19 protein-coding genes are annotated in these 19,893 nt (G+C 71.1%); 10 read left to right on the top strand and 9 right to left on the bottom strand.

Going from position 1 to position 19,893, the window contains the following annotated elements; all coding sequences use genetic code 11:
• The first annotated feature begins 10 nt into the window (after positions 1-10).
• The 7 genes from BKA14_RS42170 to BKA14_RS42140 all read left to right on the top strand — a co-directional run bounded on the left by BKA14_RS42170 (position 11) and on the right by BKA14_RS42140 (position 5,141).
• On the top strand, positions 11-391 hold the full coding sequence (locus BKA14_RS42170; protein WP_184956309.1) for a RidA family protein: 381 nt from the start codon (positions 11-13) through the stop codon (positions 389-391).
• 110 nt (positions 392-501) lie between these two features.
• Positions 502-804, top strand: coding sequence for an urease subunit gamma (locus tag BKA14_RS42165; protein ID WP_184956308.1), 303 nt, complete (start codon positions 502-504; stop codon positions 802-804).
• Positions 801-1,274 (top strand): urease subunit beta, encoded by a 474-nt coding sequence (locus tag BKA14_RS45780; protein ID WP_184956307.1) that lies wholly within the window; start codon positions 801-803, stop codon positions 1,272-1,274. The genes BKA14_RS42165 and BKA14_RS45780 overlap by 4 nt, the downstream gene beginning before the upstream one ends.
• Positions 1,271-2,989, top strand: a complete 1,719-nt coding sequence (locus BKA14_RS42155; protein ID WP_184956306.1) for an urease subunit alpha — start codon at positions 1,271-1,273, stop codon at positions 2,987-2,989. The genes BKA14_RS45780 and BKA14_RS42155 overlap by 4 nt, the downstream gene beginning before the upstream one ends.
• Position 2,990: 1 nt before the next feature.
• On the top strand, positions 2,991-3,635 hold the full coding sequence (locus BKA14_RS42150; RefSeq protein WP_184956305.1) for an urease accessory protein UreF: 645 nt from the start codon (positions 2,991-2,993) through the stop codon (positions 3,633-3,635).
• Positions 3,636-3,744: 109 nt separating this feature from the next.
• The gene (gene ureG, locus BKA14_RS42145; protein WP_308441176.1) at positions 3,745-4,377 is read left to right on the top strand and encodes an urease accessory protein UreG; all 633 of its coding nucleotides are present in this window, start codon (positions 3,745-3,747) and stop codon (positions 4,375-4,377) included.
• Positions 4,374-5,141 carry an urease accessory protein UreD gene (locus BKA14_RS42140; RefSeq protein ID WP_184956304.1) on the top strand — a complete coding sequence of 256 codons (768 nt, stop codon included), beginning with the start codon at positions 4,374-4,376 and terminating at the stop codon, positions 5,139-5,141. Before ureG ends, BKA14_RS42140 begins: the two co-directional genes overlap by 4 nt.
• On the opposite strand, the gene BKA14_RS42135 is transcribed toward BKA14_RS42140, so the two are convergent.
• The 6 genes from BKA14_RS42135 to BKA14_RS42110 form a co-directional block, all read right to left on the bottom strand.
• The gene (locus tag BKA14_RS42135; protein WP_184956303.1) at positions 5,138-6,040 is read right to left on the bottom strand and encodes a sigma-70 family RNA polymerase sigma factor; all 903 of its coding nucleotides are present in this window, start codon (positions 6,038-6,040) and stop codon (positions 5,138-5,140) included. The two genes, BKA14_RS42140 and BKA14_RS42135, sit on opposite strands and share 4 nt — an antisense overlap.
• A gap of 131 nt (positions 6,041-6,171) precedes the next feature.
• Positions 6,172-6,426, bottom strand: coding sequence for a hypothetical protein (locus tag BKA14_RS42130; RefSeq protein WP_184956302.1), 255 nt, complete (start codon positions 6,424-6,426; stop codon positions 6,172-6,174).
• A gap of 341 nt (positions 6,427-6,767) precedes the next feature.
• Positions 6,768-8,882, bottom strand: a complete 2,115-nt coding sequence (locus tag BKA14_RS42125; protein ID WP_239092626.1) for a serine/threonine-protein kinase — start codon at positions 8,880-8,882, stop codon at positions 6,768-6,770.
• A gap of 499 nt (positions 8,883-9,381) precedes the next feature.
• Positions 9,382-12,114, bottom strand: coding sequence for a cyanophycin synthetase (gene cphA / locus BKA14_RS42120; RefSeq protein WP_184956300.1), 2,733 nt, complete (start codon positions 12,112-12,114; stop codon positions 9,382-9,384).
• 65 nt (positions 12,115-12,179) lie between these two features.
• Positions 12,180-13,754, bottom strand: coding sequence for an MFS transporter (locus BKA14_RS42115; RefSeq protein ID WP_184956299.1), 1,575 nt, complete (start codon positions 13,752-13,754; stop codon positions 12,180-12,182).
• A gap of 9 nt (positions 13,755-13,763) precedes the next feature.
• Positions 13,764-14,246, bottom strand: coding sequence for a winged helix-turn-helix transcriptional regulator (locus tag BKA14_RS42110; RefSeq protein WP_184956298.1), 483 nt, complete (start codon positions 14,244-14,246; stop codon positions 13,764-13,766).
• Between the two features lie 55 nt (positions 14,247-14,301).
• Here BKA14_RS42110 and BKA14_RS42105 point away from each other — a divergent pair, with 55 nt between their 5' ends.
• Positions 14,302-14,808 (top strand): PaaI family thioesterase, encoded by a 507-nt coding sequence (locus BKA14_RS42105; protein WP_184956297.1) that lies wholly within the window; start codon positions 14,302-14,304, stop codon positions 14,806-14,808.
• Positions 14,809-14,845: 37 nt separating this feature from the next.
• Here the strand turns inward: BKA14_RS42105 and BKA14_RS42100 are convergent, their stop codons facing one another.
• From BKA14_RS42100 to BKA14_RS42090, 3 genes are all read right to left on the bottom strand, one after another.
• The gene (locus BKA14_RS42100) at positions 14,846-15,772 is read right to left on the bottom strand and encodes an acyl-ACP desaturase (RefSeq protein ID WP_184956296.1); all 927 of its coding nucleotides are present in this window, start codon (positions 15,770-15,772) and stop codon (positions 14,846-14,848) included.
• Positions 15,773-15,951: 179 nt separating this feature from the next.
• Positions 15,952-17,259: a histidine--tRNA ligase gene (gene hisS, locus BKA14_RS42095; RefSeq protein WP_184956295.1), complete on the bottom strand. Its 1,308-nt coding sequence runs from the start codon at positions 17,257-17,259 to the stop codon at positions 15,952-15,954.
• 25 nt (positions 17,260-17,284) lie between these two features.
• Positions 17,285-17,983: an MBL fold metallo-hydrolase gene (locus tag BKA14_RS42090; protein ID WP_184956294.1), complete on the bottom strand. Its 699-nt coding sequence runs from the start codon at positions 17,981-17,983 to the stop codon at positions 17,285-17,287.
• A gap of 144 nt (positions 17,984-18,127) precedes the next feature.
• Between BKA14_RS42090 and BKA14_RS42085 the strand changes: the two genes are divergently transcribed.
• Both BKA14_RS42085 and BKA14_RS42080 read left to right on the top strand, forming a co-directional pair.
• Positions 18,128-18,991 carry a peptidylprolyl isomerase gene (locus tag BKA14_RS42085; protein ID WP_184956293.1) on the top strand — a complete coding sequence of 288 codons (864 nt, stop codon included), beginning with the start codon at positions 18,128-18,130 and terminating at the stop codon, positions 18,989-18,991.
• 39 nt (positions 18,992-19,030) lie between these two features.
• Positions 19,031-19,873 carry a peptidylprolyl isomerase gene (locus tag BKA14_RS42080; RefSeq protein WP_184956292.1) on the top strand — a complete coding sequence of 281 codons (843 nt, stop codon included), beginning with the start codon at positions 19,031-19,033 and terminating at the stop codon, positions 19,871-19,873.
• The last annotated feature ends 20 nt before the right edge of the window (positions 19,874-19,893 follow it).

Genomic DNA, 19,893 nt, shown 5'->3' with positions numbered 1-19,893 from the left:
GAGACACGAAATGCCCAAGCGCGCCATCAAGGCCGAGAACGCAGCCCCGGCCGGCGGCCCGTATTCGCACGCGGTCGTGGCCGGCGACTTCATCTACCTGGCCGGTTCGGTGCCCGCGCAGCCCGACGGCACCCGGGTGACCGGCAGCTTCGCCGAGCAGGCGCACGCCGCGTTCCGCAATCTGGCCGCGGTGGCCGAGGCCGCCGGGTCCAGCCTCGACCAGGCCGTCCGGGTCGGGGTCTACCTGCGCGACTTCGCCGACTTCGCGGAGCTGAACGAGATCTACCCGCAGTACATCAAGGGCCCGGAGCTGCCCGTACGCACCACGCTGCCGGTGCCGCTGGTCGGCTTCGACATCGAGATCGACGCGGTCCTCTACACCGGGGCCTGACCGTTTCTCCCCTGGGGAGCGCCCCGCGTCTGCTTTGATCGACATGGGTAACACGTCGGAAACGTCGAACTGCGAGCATCGCGGAGCGCAACCTGCGGGGAGGGATCCGTTTGTACCTCAGCCAGCACGAGCAGGAACGTCTGCTCATCCACGTCGCGGCCGACGTGGCCCGGCGGCGTCAGGAACGGGGTCTCAAGCTCAACCACCCCGAGGCGACCGCCATCATCACCGCCTTCCTGCTGGAAGGGGCGCGCGACGGGCGCACGGTGGCCGATCTGATGGACGCGGGGCGGCGCGTGCTGACCCGCGACGACGTCATGGACGGCGTGCCCGAGATGCTGGCCGAGGTGCAGGTGGAAGCCACCTTCCCGGACGGCACCAAGCTGGTCACCGTGCACGGGCCCATCTCATGATCCCCGGCGAGATCCTCTTCGGCGCGGGCGACATCGAGATCAACCCCGGGCGCCCCGAGCTGGCCCTCACCGTGCGCAACACAGGTGACCGGCCCGTGCAGGTCGGCTCGCACTTCCACTTCGCCGAGTCCAACGAGGCCCTCTCCTTCGACCGCCGGGCCGCCTGGGGGCATCGCCTCGCCGTCCCGGCCGGCACGTCCGTCCGCTTCGAGCCGGGCATCCCCCGCGACATCACGCTGGTGCCCCTGGCCGGCGCCCGCATCGTGCCGGGCCTGCGCGGCCTGGCCGGCGGCCCGCTCGACAACGGCCCCGCCGCACCCGACACCACCCCACCCAGCGCCACCCCACCCAGCGCCACGCCTGCCGGTGCCGCCTCTCCCCGACTTGGCAAATCCGACTTATCCGATTCGTCGGACGGCGGCGGGTTGGTCGACGACTCTGCGCAGCCCGAGAACGGGAGCTCGCGATGACCACTCTGGACCGGGGCCGCTACGCCGCTCTCTACGGGCCCACCGCCGGGGACCGCATCCGGCTGGCCGACACCAACCTGCTCATCGAGGTCGAGGAGGACCGCAGCGCCGGCCCCCGGCCCGGGGACGAGGTCGTCTTCGGCGGCGGCAAGGTGATCCGCGAGTCGATGGGCCAGTCGAGGGCCACCCGGGCCGAGGGCACACCCGACACGGTCATCACCGGGGCGGTCGTGCTCGACCACTGGGGCATCGTGAAAGCCGACATCGGCCTCCGCGACGGCCGGATCGTGGCCATCGGCAAGGCCGGCAACCCGGACACGATGGACGGCGTCCACCCCGACCTGGTGATCGGGCCGGGCACCGAGATCATCGCGGGCAACGGCAAGATCCTGACGGCGGGCGCGATCGACAGCCACGTCCACCTGATCAGCCCGACCATCCTCGACACCGCGGTCGCCGCGGGCATCACGACGATCATCGGCGGCGGCACCGGGCCGGCCGAGGGCACCAAGGCGACCACTGTCACCCCGAACGCCTGGCACCTGGCCCGCATGCTCGAGGCGATCGACCCGTACCCGGTCAACGTGCTGCTGCTGGGCAAGGGCAACACCATGTCGGCGGAGTCGATGTGGGAGCAGCTGCGCGGCGGCGCGGGCGGCTTCAAGCTGCACGAGGACTGGGGCACCACCCCCGCCGTCATCGACGCCTGCCTCCAGGTCGCGGACGCCTCCGGCGTACAGGTGGCCATTCACACCGACACGCTGAACGAGGCCGGCTTCGTCGAGGAGACGCTGCGCGCGATCGCGGGCCGGTCGATCCACGCCTATCACACCGAGGGCGCGGGCGGCGGCCACGCTCCGGACATCATCACGGTCGCCGGGCAGCCCAACGTGCTGCCGTCGTCGACCAACCCGACCCGGCCGTACACCCGGAACACCCTCAGCGAGCACCTCGACATGCTGATGGTCTGCCACCACCTGAACTCGGCCGTGCCCGAGGACCTGGCGTTCGCCGAGAGCCGCATCCGCCCGTCCACGATGGCCGCCGAGGACCTGCTGCACGACCTGGGCGCGATCTCGATGATCGGTTCCGACTCGCAGGCGATGGGCCGGGTCGGCGAGGTCGTCCTGCGCACCTGGCAGACCGCCCACGTCATGAAGGCCCGCCGCGGCGCCCTGCCCGGCGACACCACTGCCGACAACAACCGCGCGAAGCGGTACGTCGCCAAATACACGATCTGCCCCGCGGTCGCGCACGGCATGGCGTCGCAGATCGGCTCGGTCGAACCGGGCAAGCTGGCCGACCTGGTGCTGTGGGAGCCCGCTTTCTTCGGCGTACGCCCGGCGCTCGTGCTCAAGGGCGGCATGATCGCCTATGCCCAGATGGGCGACGCCAACGCCTCGATCCCCACGCCGCAGCCCATGCTGCCGCGCCCGATGTTCGGCGCCAAGGGCGTGGTGCCGGCCCAGACGTCGCTGGCTTTCGTGGCCGAGGCCGCCATCGACGCCATGCTGACCGACCGCATCGGCGTCAAGCGGGCCTTCGCCCCGGTCGAGAACACCCGCGAGGTCACGAAGGCCGACATGCCCCGCAACGACGCCCTGCCTCGCATCGAGGTCGACGCCGACACGTTCGAGGTGCGCGTGGACGGCGAGATCATCGACCCCGACCCGGTGACCGAGCTCCCCATGGCCCAGCGTTACTTCCTCTTCTGACATGTCCCTGGCCACCCTGCTCGTCCTGGCCGACGGCCGCCTGCCGTCCGGTGGGCACGCGCATTCCGGCGGGCTCGAGGCGCAGGTCTCGGCCGGGCGGGTGCGCGATGCCGACGCTGTGGCCGGCTTCCTGCGCGGCAAGCTGGCCACCGCGGGCCTCGTGGCCGCGGCGTTCGCGGCCGCGGCCTGCGCGCGACCGGGCGAGTGGGCCGAGCTGGATCAAGGGCTTGATTCCCGTACGCCGTCGCCCGCGCTGCGCAAGGCGTCGCGCGCGCAGGGGCGGGCGTTGCTGCGGGCCGCCCGGGCCATGTGGGCCCTGCCGCCCGTCGGCCGGGAGGTGCACCAGCCGGTCGCGCTCGGGGTAGTGGCGAGCGCGGCCGGGCTCGGGCCCGAGGCAGCCGCCGTGGCCGCGGCACACACGACCGTCAGCGGTGTGGCGTCGGCCGCCGTACGGCTGCTCGGTCTTGACCCGTTCGCCGTGCACGGGCTGCTGGCCCGGCTGGCCCCCGAGTGCGACCGGATCGCGGCTTCAGCGGCGGCCCGACGTGATCAACCAGTCGACGATCTGCCGGCCGCGGGCGGTCCCCTGCTCGATGTCGGCGCCGAGCTCCACGCCACCTGGGAGGTGCGTCTCTTTGCATCCTGAACATCAGCACTCCGTCGCCGGTGGGGCCCTCCCCCACCCGTCGGACGGTTACGTCGCGCCGCACGAGCACGGCCCGGACGAGGTGCCGCACACCCATCCCGACCCCGGTATCGACCCGCACCAGCCGCTGGGCAACGGCCCACGGGCCCTGCGGGTGGGCATCGGCGGCCCGGTCGGCTCGGGCAAGACCGCGCTGGTGGCCGCGCTCTGCCGGGCCCTGGGCGACGAGCTGCGCCTGGCCGTGGTGACCAACGACATCTACACCACCGAGGACGCCGACTTCCTGCTGCGCAACGGGGTGCTGCCGGCCGACCGGGTGCGTGCGGTCGAGACCGGCTGCTGCCCGCACACCGCGATCCGCGACGACATCTCGGCCAACCTGGACGCCGTCGAGGATCTCGAGGACGCGCTCGGGCCGCTCGATCTGGTGCTGGTCGAGAGCGGCGGCGACAACCTCACCGCCACGTTCAGCAAAGGGCTGATCGACCGGCAGATCTTCGTGGTCGACGTGGCCGGCGGGGACAAGGTGCCGCGCAAGGGCGGTCCCGGCGTCACCACCGCCGACCTGCTGGTCATCAACAAGACCGACCTGGCCCCGATGGTGGGGGCCGACCTGTCGGTGATGGACCGGGACGCCCAGGCCCGCCGGGGCGACCTGCCGACCGTGTTCCTGTCGCTGGTCGGCGACCGCACCGCCACGCCGGTGGCCGACTGGATCCGCGGCCTGATCGCCGCCGCGTGAGGGCGTTCTCCCGGGTCGTGGCCGAGCCGGACGGGCTCGGCGGCACCCGGCTGAGCGTCCTGCGCAGCGAGTCCCCGCTGCTGTTGCGGCGGACGGGGACCGACGGGGGCGGGCCGGGAGGCCCGACGGTGCATCTGGTGGGTGGCGGCGCGGGCCCGCTGCGCGGCGACGACCTGCGGCTCGACATCGTGGTCGGCCCGGGCGCGAGCCTGGAGATCCGCAGCGTGGCCGCCCAGCTGGCGCTGCCCGGCCGGGCGCACCTGCCGCAGTCCCGGTTCACGATCACCGCGACCGTCGCCGGCGGTGGCTGCCTGCGCTGGTGGCCGGAGCCGCTGATCGCCGCGGCGGGCTGCGACCACCTCACGGTCACCCGGGTCGACGTGGCGGAAGGCGGTTCGCTGCTCTGGCGCGACGACCTGGTCTGCGGCCGCCACCACGAGGCCGCGGGCGACGTCCGCACCGACACCACGATCCGGTACGCGGGCCGCACGCTCTACCGCCACGAACTGGCCGTCGGTCCGGGCGCGCCGGGCTGGTCGGGCGCCGCGGTGCTGGGCGGCGGCCGGGCGATCGGCACTCTGGTCACCGCGCCCACCGGCCCCGCCCCGCGGTCGGGGCCGGGCGACTTCGCGGTCATGCCGCTGGCCGGGCCGGGTGTGCTGGCCACGGCGGTCGGGGCCGACATCCGCCCGGTGCGAACCGCCCTCGATCCGCTCTGTGCGCAGGGATCGAGGGCGGCAACACCAGCGGGGGCCGCGGTCTAGGCCGCGACCGCGATCGGCACTCCGTGCTCGTCGGTGAGCGCCAGCCGGGTGTGCAGGTTGCCCTGCTGGGCGACCCGGGCGAAGTACTCCGAGCGGCGCCGCTGCATACAACCCTTGCGCGTACGGGGTCCGCCCGCGGCCACCGTGAGCAGCTCCGGCGCCAGCGAGCTGTTGAGTCCCTCGCGCAGCAGCTGCAACGCCTCGGTGCGCAGCTGGGAGATGCGCGACTCGGTCACGCCCAGCCGGGCCGCGACGTCGCTGAGCGGCTGTTCCTGCAGGAACGACTCCGTCACCACCATGCGCAGCCGCTCGGGCAGGGCCTGGATGGCCTGGTGCAGGTAGCCGAGCCGTTCCCGCTTGAGCAGCAGGTCCTCCGGCCCCTCGGACGTCTCCGGCACCATCTCCTCGGCCGCGCCCGTGGGGAAGCCCTGCAGGCTGAGCAGGGCCGCCTTCTGCACGTCGTCCTCGACCGTGGCCAGCTCGGCCACGCCGATGCCGAGCAGTTCGGCCACCTCGGCATCGGTCGGGGTCCGGCCCAGCGCCGCGGTGAGCTCCTGCCGGGCGGCAGCGCTCTTGCGGGCCCGGGCCCGCACCGATCGGCTCGCCCAGTCCTGCCCGCGCAGCTCGTCGAGGAGCGCACCGCGGATGCGGACCGCGGCGAAGCGGTGGAACGGGATACCTCGGGTCACGTCGAAGGATCGGGCGGCCCCCAGCAGCGCGGCGAAGCCGGCTGAGGACAGATCGTCCGCATGGACGTGACCCGGTACCCGGTTCAGAAGTTCCCGGACCAGATGGCCAACCATCGGCATGTGTTCGCGGACCAGGTCCTCGATGTCCCGCGCGGACGGCGCGTCGTGGGTCGTGCCGATGGTGGCGGGGAGTTCGGTCGCGTCGGTCACGTAGTCCTCCTCGCTCGTACGACCGGTTGGGTGAAAACCGGCTGATGAGGAGAACTTTTGCCGTCGAAAGGTGCGAAGGCGGCCGAACTCGGTTGCTTTTAGGGTGCTTTTCGCGAGAAAAGCTCAGGTTTTCAGTGGAAGACGGCGGCGCGCCGAGGCTCCATGACCTCGGTCAACTCGGTGTGCACCCAGTGCATGCGACGCACCGCGACATCCGGGTGGTCACCGAACTCCACCGCCACCTCGGCCGCGCATCCGTCGCTGCCGTGCAACAGGATCATGTCGGTCACAGCCTGCTCCACTGCCTCATTGCTGGGGCACTGGGACGGCTGCAGGTCGGAGACGAACAGAGCCTCCGCCGCCAGATCCTTGACAATGCTGATCATGTCGAACTCCCCGATGGACGACCTGCTGTGCGCAGCACCCATGGCCCGCGCACAGTTCCGCTATCTCATCTTTTGCCTGCGCACGGTCCCCGCCCGGCCGCCACGCCGGGGCGAAAAGGAGGAAAGTGCCTGATGCATCGGTTTCACAGTAACTCCGCAGCGTGCGGCGTCGCGTCCGATTTCGGCCGTTGACCGGTTCACCACCCGGCCCGCGGGCCCGCGCCGGTCCCGAGCGTCCGCGTCGACGCCCCCGGCCGTGCGCACCGGTCCCATCGGCAATGCGGTCGGCCGGACAAGAAAAAGGCCGGCTCGGATGAGCCGGCCTTTCCTGATGCAGCTTGCTACGGGGTCGTCTCACAGTCCGCCGGGACATCCGAGTCGCACTCCGTGCCCACGCCGGGGTTGTCCGGCGGCCGCTGAGTGGTGACCGGAGGCTCCGTCGTCACCGGAGGAGGCGGCGGCATAGACGATGGCGGAGGCGGAGGCGGCGGCGCCTCCGTAGTCGCGGGCGGCGTGGTCGCGGGCGGCGTGGTCGCCGGCGGCGTCTCCGAGGGAGTCTCTTCCGGCGGATTCACGACCCCCGGGCCCGGCTTCGTCGTACTGCCCGGCTTGGTCGGAGTGATGTTGATGATCCGGCCGTCATCACCGATCGAGACACCCGGTATCGGAGACGAAGTATTCGGCGACAACCGCTGCTGTCCGTTGACCGTCTCGACGTAGCGCGAGGGCTCGCCCGGCTTGGCCGACACGAACGTCTCGCACTGCTCGCCGTTGAGCTTGAACGCCATCGGCGGGTTGTTGCTGGACGCGTAGCGACCGTTCAGCTGCAGCGAGGCAGTCTTGAGCGCCCCGATCTGCTGCTCCGAGTTGACCGTGACGGCGCCGCCCTTGGGCGAGTCCTGTGTGAGGGCGACCTGACCGGCCCCCGACACCACCTGGTCGCCCGGCATCACGAACCAGAGGTTCCAGTCCTTGATCGGCGTCTGGTTGCGGTTGGCCACGGTCACCTGGGCCACGAAGCGTTTGTCCCTGTCGCTCCACACCGCGTAGCTGACGACGCACCGCTCGGTCTGCGGCGCGGCGACAGCGGGTGCGCCACCCGTGCCGCCCGTGCCGCTGGTCAGGCTCCACCCGTACGTCCCCACGCCCAGCAGCAGCACACCGAGGGCCACCACGAGCACGCGGCGCGTCTTGGTCTGCGAGATGCGGGCCCAGGACGGCGCGGTGGTGCGGCCCGGCTCCGACGGCGTCTTGTCGTTCCCGTACGCCGGGCGCAGCGCGCCCGAACCCGCCGACGCCACCGGAGCGGCGTTGTAGACCGGACCGGACGGCAGGTCGGCGAAGCGGCTGTTACGGGCCGGAGCGACCGGCTCAGCGGCGGCCGCGGCGGCACCGGCAGCGGCGGCACCGGCAGCGGCGGCACCGGCTGCGGCGGCCGGAGCAGCCGCGGCGGGTGAGACCGGAGCGGACGCCGGCGAGACCGGGGCGGCAGCCGGCGAGACCGGAGCCGCGCCCGCACCGAGGATCTCGGCGTACGCCTGCGGCGACGGCAGGATCGTGGTGTCCTCGCCGCCCTCGGACCAGTCGGGAACGTAGCCCCGCGCGGTCGCCGGCGCTCCCAGCGCGAGGGCGGCCAGCGTGCCGGCCAGCTCGGCGCTCGACGGCCGGTCGTCCGGGCGCTTCTCGAGACACCGCCCGACCAGCGCGTCGACCTCGTCGGGCAGGCCGTCGACGGGCGGCAGCGGCTCGGGCTCGGTGTACTGGTGAGCCCGCAGCAGCGCCGTCGTCGTGCCGACGTCCCACGGCAGCTGACCGATCAGCGTGCGATAGATGAGCAGGCCCACCGCGTAGACGTCGGTGGCCGGGCTCACCTGGCCGCCCTCGAGCCGCTCGGGCGCGAGGTAGGCCGGCGTGCCGAGCAGGCTGCCGTCGGGGTCGATGTCGTTCTCGCCGATCAGGGCGGAGATGCCGAAGTCGACGACCTTGGCCCCGGTCGCGGTGAGCATCACGTTGGCCGGGGTGACGTCACGGTGCACGATGCCCCGCGAGTGCGCGGCGGCCAGCGCCGCGGCCACCTCGGCCGTTATCCGCACGGCGTGCTGCCAGGGCAGCTTGCGCACGCGCGCGAGCACGGCGGCGAGCGACTCGCCGTCGATGAGCTCCATGACGACGTACGGCACGGGCTCACCGTCGACGGTGGTCGCCTCGCCGTAGTCGTAGACATTCGTAATGTTTGGGTGGCTGAGCCGAGCAGCAGCCTGAGCCTCCGCACGGAGTCGGCGCCGGAACGCCGGATCCGCGCTTGTCGACGGTGGCAGAACCTTCACCGCGACCTGGCGCCCGAGGACTTCGTCGAACCCTCGCCACACCACTGACATCCCGCCGGCGCCGAGCCGCTCGACCAGTCGATAACGACCGGCCAGCAGACTCGAACCCGGAAGGTCCGTCGTGCTCATGTGCCCCCACATGCGCGCTTCGAAGAAACACCGAGTTGCACCGCCATGCCCCTCGGCGTCGGGGTGCCCGGCCCTGTAGCCGAACGTTCCCCATCGACGGAAGGGATGCTAGCCGATGATCGGCCCCCTCACGATCCCGCGCACATACGGCCTTACCTGCGGTTCATCACCGTCCGTTTCCGAACGAATCGCACCCGCGACGGGTTCTCGTCCAGTACCCGAAAGTCGGATGCCTGACTGAAAACCGGGGGCATTAACCGGATGCGGCCGGTTATGCCCGCTTTATCGGAAGTTTCTTTTGGCACAAGTTTCCCGGTGTCCAGCATGGACGGTTCCACTAGTCGTCACCTCGCCGTCACGCAAGGCAATGTGACGCGAAAGTCGAGAAAAACGTGCCCGATGACAACTGTTCAGGGATCTACCTGTGCAACCCCGCCTGAACGGTCAGTTCCCTCAGCCGATCAGACCATTTTGCGTGCCAACCTCGACCGATGGAAGATCAACCGTGATAACCGGGGATCGGAACGCGCTCGTTCCCCATTAGCGATCTACCTGGCGACCGTACGGCACTCGGGGCACGTCCGGGAAGGGCCCGCGGCGCCTCGGCCGCGACCACGGCGCCCAGCTCGGACAGCAGCGCCAGCACCGGGGCGAGCTTCTCGTAGACGACCAGGACGACGTCGCCCGGCCGGGCCAGCCGCAGCGCCTCGGTCACGGCCGCCCGGCACCCCTCGGCCCGGACGGAGAAAAGCTTGGGCCGCCGCGCCCGCATCTCGCGCTCGACCAGCGCCGGCACCTCCCCGGGCGGACGGCCGCGGGGTTCCTCGTCGTCGTAGAGCACCACCCGGGTCACCGCGTCCGCCACCACCTGGGCGCACGCGGCGATCAGGTCGTCGCGCCGGTCGCCGGGCAGGGTCAGGGCGGCCACGCAGCGGTCCGCGCCCCAGAGCCGGTGCAGGGTGCGCAGGGTCGCCGCCAGCGCCGCCGGGTTGTGGCCGTAGTCGACGAACACCGACACGTCGCCGAGGCGGAACAGCGTGCCGCGGCCCGCGTTGTCGACCGCGGGATCGAACTCGGCCACCCGCCGCGCCACCGCGTCCTGACTGGCACCGAGCGCCCGGGCCGCCGCCATCGCCGCCAGCGTGTTGGCCACGACGTGCGGGGCGGCACCCCCGTACGCGCCGGGGATCTCCGCCACCCGCAGCAGCGACGTCCGCCGGGCCCCGGTCGCCTGCAGCACCCACCCGTCTTCGAGCAGGTAGGCCGTGCCGCCTCGCGCTAGATGCTCGACCACCACGGGCTGCCCGGCGTCGAGCCCGAACCACACCACACGCTTGCGGTCGGCGCGCACCCGCGGCCGGCTCACCAGCGTGCGCACCCACGGGTCGTCGGCGTTGAGCACGAGCGTCCCGCCGTCACGCACCCGCTCGGCCACCAGCGCCTTGACGTGGGCCAGATCCTCGATGGTGGCCAGTCCGTCCTGCCCCAGGTGGTCGGCGGTGATGTTGGTGAGCACCCCCACGTCGGTCCAGTCGTAGCCCAGCCCCCGGTTGAGCAGCCCGCCCCGCGCCGTCTCCAGCACCGCGGCCTGCACACCCGGGTCGCCCAGCACCATCTGCGCCGACCTCGGCCCGGTGGCATCGGCCCGGAAGACCACGCGCCCGCCGATCCGGACGTCGTCGGTGGTCGTCAGGCCCACCCGCAGCCCGGTGTCGGCCAGCAGGTGCGCGGTCATCCGGGCCACTGTCGTCTTGCCGTTCGTGCCGGTGATCGCGACCGCCGGGATCCGCCCGTCCGAGCCGGCCGGGAACATCGCCCGCACGATGGCGTCGCCCACGTCGCGGGCGCGGCCGCGCGCCGGGGCCAGGTGCATGCGCAACCCGGGCACGGCGTTGACCTCGATCACCCCGGCCGTGACGTCGGCGCCGATCTCGACCGGCGGCAGCGGCTCACCGATGCCGGGCAGCCGCAGATCGATGCCGGCGATGTCGAGCCCGAGCAGCGCGGTGACCCGCAGGCACAGCCGGGCCACCTCGGGATGCACGTCGTCGGTGACGTCGAGGCTGGTGCCGCCGGTGGACAGGTTGCCGGTGTCGGCCAGCCACACCCGCTGCCCGGCCGCGGGCACGCTCCGCTCGGTGAGCCCCTGCCGGTCCAGCAGCGCGGGCTCGAGGGTTACCCGGGTCAGCACCCGCGAGTGCCCGGGACCGCGGCGGGGGTCGGCGTTGACCCGCTCCACCAGCTCGCCGACGGTGCCGCGGCCGTCGCCGACGACGTGCGCGGCGATCCGTTCCGCGGCCGCGACGACCTCGCCCGCCACCACCAGAACGCGGTAGTCGCGGCCGGCCAGTTGCCGCTCGACGATCACGTCGGCGCCGGCCGCCCGGAACGCCCGCTCGACCTGCTCGGGCGTGCTCAGCTGCAGGGCCACGTGCCGGCCCTGATGTCCCTGCCGGGGTTTCACCACCACCGGGCCGCCGAGCCGGTCGAGCCAGGCCAGTGCGTCCGGGACCGTACGGGCGGCGCCGCCGGTGGGCATGGGCACGCCCGCCTCGGTGAGCAGCCGCCGGGTCACCTGTTTGTCACCGGCGATGTCGATGCCCACGCCGCTGGTCCGGTCGGTCATCGCGGCCCAGGCCAGCCGTCGGCGGTTGCCCCAGCCCAGGCGGAGCAGGCTCAGGTCGTCGTAGCGTTCGACCGGGATGCCCCGCCGCCGCGCCGCCGCGATGATCGAGCGGGTGCTGGGGCCGGCCGCCTCCCGTTCCGCGCGTGCCGCGAGGTCGTCCAGAACCGGTTTCTCCGTACGGCCGGCAATCACCGAAAGCACCAGGTCCACCGCGGCCTGCAGCAGATCGCGGGGCAACCGGGAGTCCGGGGACTCGTCGACCGGGCACTCGATGATCAGGTCGTAACGGCCGGGTTCCCCCGCCGACACCGTGCGGCCGAAGCTCACGTCCCGCCCGATCAGCTGCGACAGCTCGAGACACACGTGCTCGCTGACGTGCCCGAAGTAGGTGCCGCCGCGCAGCCGGCTGACGAACCCGCCCGGCGCCCCGGCCGCGCAGTGGTGCTCGGCCAGCCCCGGCAGGACCCGCAGCAGCCGCTCGGCGAACCCGGTCACGTCGGAGGTCTCGACGCCGGTCAGCTCGCCCAGGCGCAACCGTGCGACCACCGCCGGGCGGGAGAGATAGACGTTGGGCCCGCGCAGGTGACGCAGGCGTTCGATCTTCATGACGCCTCGCCACCCCCTCAGTCGGCCACCTCTGAGGTTAAACGGAACAAATACGAAACATCTCACTAATCGTCTTTGTCGGTGGGCAGCAGGTGGGTCACTTCGGCCGGGCCCTCGGCCAGCGCGACCGCCCGCTTCTCGGCCTGCTCGTCGCTGCCGGTCAGGCGGCCCTCGTGCTGGCGCAGATGGTCCTCCCACGTCGGCACCTGGTAGACCTCGACGAAACGCACCGGGTCCTCGCCGTCGCGGAACAGGCCCCAACGCGTCGCCCCCGTCCGCAATCGCGTCAGCCGGACGGCGTCCATCGCCTCGACAAAACCGCCGGCCTGCTCCTCCCGTACGCGATAGGTCGCGGTGACCAGCACGGGCCCGTCGTCACGGTGGGGTTCGAGCATGATGTGCGGCTCGGCCCAGAACACCGCGGGACTGCGGTCGGCGTCGTCGTGCTCGTGCACCGGCAGCCACGGCACGGTCGCCGTGCCCAGCAGCATGACCACCGCGGCCGCCACAAAAGTCGCGGGCAGCCCGAACGCCTCGGCCACCTGCCCCCACAGCAGCGCCCCCAGCGCCTGCGCCCCCGCGAAGACGACCTGATAGATCCCGAAACCGCGGGCGCGGACCCAGTTCGGCAGCAGCAGTTGCAGGCTCGCGTTCATCCGCGACACCAGGCACATCCAGCCCGCCCCGGCCGGCACCAGCACGGCGGTGACCGCGAACTCGTCCGGCACCAGCGCGACGACCAGCAAGGCCGCGGCGTAACCCAGCCCGGCCAGCACGATCAGCCGGTTCGCCGACAACGCCCGGCGGACGCGGGGCATCAGCAGCGCCCCCGCGATCGCCCCCACCCCCAGCGCGGCCAGCAACCCGCCGTACCCGCCGGCGCCCAGGCCCAGCTCGCGGCGCGCGACGACGGGCAGCAGACCCCAGACGACACTGCCCGGCACCACGAACAGGACCACGCGGATCAGCAGGCGGCGCACGTCGGGCGAGTACCGGACGAAGCGGCCCCCGGCGCGGACGGCGGGCCCGAACCGCTCCGGATGGCTCGGCCCGCGGCGCGGCCGGCGACGCCAGAACAGCAGAGCGAGGGCGAAGACCCCGTACGAGAAGGCATTGAGACCGAAAACGGCGGCCGGCCCGACATGAGCGACCAGCAGACCCGCGACGGCCGGACCGGCGGACCGGGCCACGTTGGTGTTGACGGCGCCCAGAGCGGACGCGGCGGGCAGCTCGTCGCGCGACACGACCTCGGGGATGACGGCCTGCCAGGTGGGCAACGTGAGGGCCTGCCCCACGCCGAGCAGGAAAGTGAAAAGGAGCAGCAGGGGCGGCGGCATCAGATCGAGCACGGTCAGCGCCGTGAGCACGCCACCGACGAGGAACAGCACGACCTGCACCACCAGCAGCAGACGGCGGCGGTCGAGCACGTCGGCGATCGCCCCGGCCGGCAGGGCCAGCAGCAGGACGGGCAGCATCGTCACGGTCTGCACGAGACTGGTCCAGGTGGCCGCGTCCGGCTCCTGCACGACCAGCCACTGCGCGCCGACCGTCTGCATCCACGTGCCGACGTTGCCTGCCAGCACCGCGACCCACAACATCCGGAAGACGCGGCCCCGCAACGGCGCCCAGGGTGAATCCACCCCGGGAATCTATCGACGGCGCGCGCCCGGCCCCGGCTCGGGCAACACTTCCCGTACGTCGGCCAGCTCATGATCATGCCCGCACGTGAGGGTGGCCCCGACCCGTGCGCCGCAGTCGCGGTGCGTGAACACCAGCGGCGGACCCTCCGGGCCGGCCAGGTAGCGATCACCCCAGGCGGCCACGGCAACCAGCACGGGATAAAGGTCGAAGCCCTTGGCGGTGAGCCGATACTCGTGGCGGGCGCGGGCGCCCGGCACCTGATACGGCACGCGGTGCAACACGTCGTTGCCGACGAGCATGGCCAGCCGGTTGGTGAGCACCTGCCGGGGGATGCCGGTGCGCACCCGCATGTCGTCGAAACGCCTGACGCCCGCGAACACCTCCCGCAACACGACCAGGGTCCACTTCTCGCCGAGAACCTCCATGGCCCGGCCGATCGTGCAGTTGTCGATCGACCAGTTGAGCGCCTCAGGAGTGGTTGTGGAACTCATGACAGAACCCTAAGTCCACTGGACAGACCCAGCAAGCGAGTGCCAGGCTGCGTCCATGACCCAGACTCAGCCCCGCACCCGCACGTTCAGCTGGACCGACCCCTCGGTGCACGCGGCGATGATCGGCCGGAGTTCGGGGCTGGAGCTCCTGCAGGCCATGGCCGCGGGTTCGGTCCCGGCCCCGCCGATCATGTCCCTGATCGACCTCGCGTCGATGTCCGTCGCCCCGGGGTCGGTGACCCTCCTGCTCGATCCCCAGGAGTTCCACTACAACCCTCTGGGCACCATGCACGGGGGCGTCATCTCCACGCTCCTCGACACCGCGGCCGCCTGCTCGGTCCATTCGACCCTGCCGGCCGGCGTCGGATATACGTCGCTCGATCTGAACGTGAAGTTCTTGCGGGCGGTGACGCTCTCTTCGGGACGTCTCACCTGTGTCGGCACTGTCCTTCAGTCCGGGCGGCGTACTGCGCTGGCGGAGGCCCGCCTCACCGATTCATCCGGGCGGCTCGTTGCTCAGGCGATGTCCAGTTGCATGGTGTTCCCCCTGCCCGGCGCCTAGGTGCCGCGCTCAGGCCGGGCGAAACGAGGGAACCCGATCAGCGAGCCAACCGCACCCGACGGGCTTCACGCTTCTCCTCGAACCGAGCCGCCTGCACCTCGAGAGAAGCCATGTGATCGGCCAACTCATCCCGAGCAGCAGCCCCGTCGGCACTCAGATCGGTGCGGGAGAACACGTCCCACTGCCGCAGAACAGGCTGCAGGACCTCATCCCGATGCTGCCGCAGGTCATAGATCCCGGCCAAAGCGATAGACAGAGCCTTACGGCCGAACCCCTCGATGTTGGCCCCTGGCATCTGGAACGACGAAACCACATCGGTCACCGCACGCATGGCCGCGTTGGGGTCCAGATCGAACGCAGCCGACAGCAGGTTGCGGTAGAAGACCATGTGCAGGTTCTCGTCCGCCGCCACCCGGGCCAGCAACTGCTCGGCGATCGGATCCCCCGTCGCCTTGCCCGTGTTCCGGTGCGAGATACGCGTAGCCAGTTCCTGGAAAGCCACGTACGCCAGCGAGTGCAGCATCTCTTCCGGATGGTCGTTGGAATACCCGGCGGACATGTGCGTCATCCGCGCCCGTTCGAGTTCGACCGGGTCCACCGCCCGCGTCACCGTCAGATAGTCACGCAAGGCGATTCCGTGCCGGCCCTCTTCGGCCGTCCACCGATGCACCCATGTCCCCCAGGCCCCGTCCCGCCCGAACAGGGTCGCGATCTCGTGGTGGTAGGAGGGCAGGTTGTCCTCGGTCAGCAGGTTCACGATCAGCGCGGTCCGCGCCACGTCGGGCAGTTTCGAGTCGTCCGGGGAGTAGGCCTCGCCGCCCAGCAGCCCGTCGAAGGTGCGCCCCTCGCTCCACGGCACGTATTCGTGCGGGAACCATTCTTTGGCCAGCGTCAGGTGCCGGTCGAGGTTGGTCGCCACGACGGGTTCGAGTTCGATCAGCAGGGCGGTCTGGTCCAGCGGCATGACGATCACTCCCTACGGTGGCGTAACTTACGGCACCGTAGGTAAGGGTACCGCTGCCGAGCTGCGCGACCGCGGCCGGACGAGCCGCACCCGATCAGCGTGGCCGCGGCGACGTTCCTGGTCACCGTGTTCTGTGGGGACCGGGCCGCTGCCACGACCACACCGAGGCAGGCGGGTGGCTAGCCCGCGATGACGGGGTGCAGGTCGCCGGAGGGCGGCTGCCAGGCGGCGGCGTCGGCTTCGACCTGTGCCCCGGAGCGGATGTCTTTGACCGTGTCCGGCTCGCCCGGGAACCACACATACGGAATGCCGCGCCGGTCGGCGTACTGGATCTGTTTGCCGAACTTGGCCGCGGTCGGCGCGACCTCGGTGGGGATGCCCCGTTTGCGCAGGGCGGCCGCGACCCGGTCGCACGTCGTGCGCTGCTCCTCGGCCGGCACGGCGACCAGCACGCAGGTCGGCACCGAGCGCGACACGTTCAGCGCGTTGTGCCCGAACAGCAGGCCGAGGATCCGGGTGACACCGATCGAGATGCCGACGCCGGGGAACGTCTCCTTGCCGGTGGAGGCCAGGCTGTCGTACCGGCCACCGGAGGTGACCGAACCGAACCGCTCGTAGCCTTCGAGCTGGGTCTCGTAGACCGTGCCGGTGTAGTAGTCGAGGCCGCGGGCGATCTTCAGCTCGGCCACGACCAGGCCCGGGGCGTGCTCGCGGGCGGTTTCGACGACGCGCAGCAGTTCGTCGAGACCCTCGTCGAGCAGCGGGTCGGTGACGCCCAGTTTGCGGACGGCGTCGGCGAACGAGCCGTCCTCGGCCGTGATCGCGGCCAGTTCGAGGCACGCGTCGGCCTGGGCCCGGGTGGCGCCGGCCGTCTCGATCAGCGCGTCGGCCACGCGGGCCGGGCCGATTTTGTCGAGCTTGTCCACCGTACGGAGAACCTGGGCCGTGTCCTCGAGTCCGAGCCCACGGTAGAAGCCCTCGCAGACCTTGCGGTTGTTGACCTGGATGCGCACGCGCGGGATGGGCAGGCCGCCGAGCGCGTCCCCGATCACCAGCGGCATCTCGGTGTCGTAGTGGAACGGCAGCTCGCCGCGGGCCACCACGTCGATGTCGGCCTGCAGGAACTCGCGGTAGCGACCCTCCTGCGGGCGTTCGCCGCGCCACACCTTCTGGATCTGGTAGCGCCGGAACGGGAACTGCAGCTTGCCCGCGTTCTCCACCACGAACCGGGCGAACGGCACGGTCAGGTCGAAGTGCAGGCCGAGGGAGTCGTCGTCCTTGGCGTTCTCGTCGGCCTGCAGACGGCGCAGCAGATAGACCTCCTTCGAGGTCTCACCCTTGCTCAGCAACGTGTCGAGCGGCTCCACCGAGCGAGTTTCCAACGGGGCGAAGCCGTACAGCTCGAATGTGGTGCGAATGCGATCGAGAAGACGCTGCTCGATCATGCGCTGGGGCGGCATCCATTCGGGAAAACCGGAAATGGGCATTGCTCAGAGTCTCCTCAAAAAAGGCTTAGAGTCCGCGGCGCGGCGCGGCGACCAGTTCCCGCAGGTACGGATTCTGGGCGCGCTCGCGGCCGATGGTGGTGGCCGGTCCGTGGCCGGGCAGGACGACGGTGTCGTCGGCCAGCGGCAGGATCTTTTCCCGCAGGCTGGTCATCATCGTCTCGGTGCTGCCGCCCGGCAGGTCGGTGCGTCCGATCGACCCGGCGAACAGCACGTCCCCGGAGAGGCAGACCTGTTCCGCCTCGAACTCCGAGCCCGTGCCGGGCAGCCGGAAGAGCACCGACCCGCCGGTATGGCCGGGCGCATGGTCGACGGTCACTTCGAGGCCGGCCAGCGTGAGCGTCGCGCCGTCGGTCAGCTCGGCCACGTCCTCCGGCTCCGAGTACGGCAGGCGGCCGCCGAACAGCTGCGTGAGGTCCATGCTCAGGCCCTTGGCCGGGTCGGCCAGCATCTCGAGGTCGGCCGGGTGCACGTACGCCGTGATGCCGCGGGCGCCGCAGACCGGCGCGACCGAGAAGGTGTGGTCGAGGTGGCCGTGGGTGAGCAGCACGGCGGCCGGGCTCAGGCGGTGCTCGGCGAGGACCTCGTCGAGCCGGTCGAGCACACCGATGCCGGGATCGACGATCAGGCATTGCTCCCCCGGGCCGGCGGCCACCACATAGCAATTGGTGCCGAAAGCCTGGGCCTCCACGCCGGTGACGAGCACAACGGGCCTCTCTGGAGAAGCGAGCAGAAAAAACAGTAGCGAATCGTAACGAGCCTAGCCCGGCGGGCGCACACCACTTTCTCAGGAGGTACCCGTACACTCTTGCGGGCGTGTGACATGGGTCGTACGAGAGGAAAGCGTTCGGTGGCATCAAGCAGGGACCGGCAGCGCAAGCTGGCGCGCGCGAAGCTCGATCGGCAAATGGCACGACGGGCTGTTCAGGAGCGCCGCAAGCGCCGATTGCTGGCCGGTGTCGGCGCCGGTGTCGCGGTCCTGCTCATCGTGGCCGGCGTGGCGTGGATCGGTGGGGCGTTCGACTCCGACGAGCCTTCGACCGACGCGGCCGATCAGGACATCTGTCTCTGGACCCCGCAGAACGCGAGCACCAACTCGAACCTCAAGGACGTGGGCACGCCCCCGACCAAGGACATCCCGACGCTGGGCACGCAGACCATGACGGTCACCACCAGCCAGGGTGCGCCGATCGTGGTGGGCCTGGACAGCGAGCTCGCGCCGTGCGGCACGGCCGACATCACGTACCTGGCGAGCAAGAAGTTCTACGACAACACGGACTGCCACGAGATCACCTCGTACGGGGCTCTGCGCTGCGGCGACCCGAGCGGCACCGGTCTCGGCGGCCCGACGTACAGCATCTACAACGAGAACGTGCCGACCGCTCCGGAGCCCAGCGCGTCGCCCGCCCCGGACGCGGGCGCGAAGACGCCGCTCTACCCGAAGGGCACCGTGGCGCTGATCGGCGATCCGCCCGGCACCAACGGCAGCCAGTTCCTGATCTTCTTCAAGGACTACAGCCCGCCCACCCCGGAGTATTCGATCGTGGGCAAGGTGACCGGCGGGCAGGCCACACTCGACAAGATCGCCAAGATCCCGACGTCGAACAACGACGCCGGCGAGAAGGTCCGGCCCACCCAGAAGATCACGATCAAGACCCTGACCGTCGGCGACGCTCCAGCGTCCGCAGCCCCGTCGGCGAGCACCCAGTCCTAGGAAATCCCCCAGGCCGACATATTCAGCAGGAGGAACACCGTGTCGTCGATCAAGGACCGGCAGCGCGCGGCGGCGCGGGCCCGGCTCGAGAAGGAGATGGCCGAGCGCTCCGCGGCCGCTCGCAAGCGCCGGCAGAAGCAGGCCATCATCGGTTCCGCGATCGCCGTCGTGCTGATCGCGGGAGCGGCGGTGTGGATCGTGACCGCGCTCGGTGACGACGACAAGCCGGCCGACAAGACGGCTGCGAGCACCGTGCCCGCGGGCCAGGTCGCCTGCACGTGGACACCCGACCAGGGCGGCGGCGGCAAGGTCAAGGACGTCGGCGGCACCCCGCCCGCCAACGTGCCCAACACCGGCAAGGACGTGCTGACCATGGACACCAACCTGGGTGTCATCAAGGCCAGCGTCGACAAGAGCAAGGTGCCGTGCACCGCGGCCAGCTTCGAGTTCCTGGCGGGCAAGAAGTTCTGGGACAACTCGAAGTGCCACCGTCTGGTCAACGAAGCGACCTTCAAGGTGCTGCAGTGCGGCGACCCGTTCGCGACCGGCAAGGGCTGGCGCGAGACCGACGGTCAGGGCGGCCCGAGCTACACCATGGGCGAGGAGAACCTGCCGACCGACACCCAGAAGCCGTACCCGGCGGGGTCGCTCGCGATGGCCAACACGGGCCAGCCCAACAGCACGGGCAGCCAGTTCTTCATCGTCTCGGAGGACACGCAACTGCCGGCGAACTACACGCTGCTCGGCACGATCACCGAGGGCCTCGACATCATCAAGGGCGTCGTCAAAGCCGGTGACGACGGCGCGTTCGCGCAGTCGGCGGGGGGTGGCCACCCGAAGAAGGAGGTCACCATCAAGACGCTGACGATGGCCGCCGCGTAACAGGGTTTTTCAGAGCGGGG

Origin of the sequence: Paractinoplanes abujensis (genome assembly GCF_014204895.1) — a bacterium.
Taxonomy (GTDB): Bacteria; Actinomycetota; Actinomycetes; order Mycobacteriales; family Micromonosporaceae; genus Actinoplanes; species Actinoplanes abujensis.
The sequence above is the reverse complement of the archived record's forward strand: the minus strand, read 5'-3'. Positions and strand labels throughout refer to the sequence as shown.

Excerpts from the sequence above, each read along its gene's own strand:
- BKA14_RS42170 (WP_184956309.1), top strand. The coding sequence starts at position 11 with ATGCCCAAGCGCGCCATCAAGGCCGAGAACGCAGCCCCGGCCGGCGGC.
- BKA14_RS45780 (WP_184956307.1), top strand. The coding sequence starts at position 801 with ATGATCCCCGGCGAGATCCTCTTCGGCGCGGGCGACATCGAGATCAAC.
- BKA14_RS42155 (WP_184956306.1), top strand. The coding sequence starts at position 1,271 with ATGACCACTCTGGACCGGGGCCGCTACGCCGCTCTCTACGGGCCCACC.
- BKA14_RS42150 (WP_184956305.1), top strand. The coding sequence starts at position 2,991 with ATGTCCCTGGCCACCCTGCTCGTCCTGGCCGACGGCCGCCTGCCGTCC.
- BKA14_RS42130 (WP_184956302.1), bottom strand. The coding sequence starts at position 6,426 with ATGATCAGCATTGTCAAGGATCTGGCGGCGGAGGCTCTGTTCGTCTCC.
- BKA14_RS42125 (WP_239092626.1), bottom strand. The coding sequence starts at position 8,882 with ATGAGCACGACGGACCTTCCGGGTTCGAGTCTGCTGGCCGGTCGTTAT.
- cphA (WP_184956300.1), bottom strand. The coding sequence starts at position 12,114 with ATGAAGATCGAACGCCTGCGTCACCTGCGCGGGCCCAACGTCTATCTC.
- BKA14_RS42110 (WP_184956298.1), bottom strand. The coding sequence starts at position 14,246 with ATGAGTTCCACAACCACTCCTGAGGCGCTCAACTGGTCGATCGACAAC.
- BKA14_RS42105 (WP_184956297.1), top strand. The coding sequence starts at position 14,302 with ATGACCCAGACTCAGCCCCGCACCCGCACGTTCAGCTGGACCGACCCC.
- BKA14_RS42100 (WP_184956296.1), bottom strand. The coding sequence starts at position 15,772 with ATGCCGCTGGACCAGACCGCCCTGCTGATCGAACTCGAACCCGTCGTG.
- hisS (WP_184956295.1), bottom strand. The coding sequence starts at position 17,259 with ATGCCCATTTCCGGTTTTCCCGAATGGATGCCGCCCCAGCGCATGATC.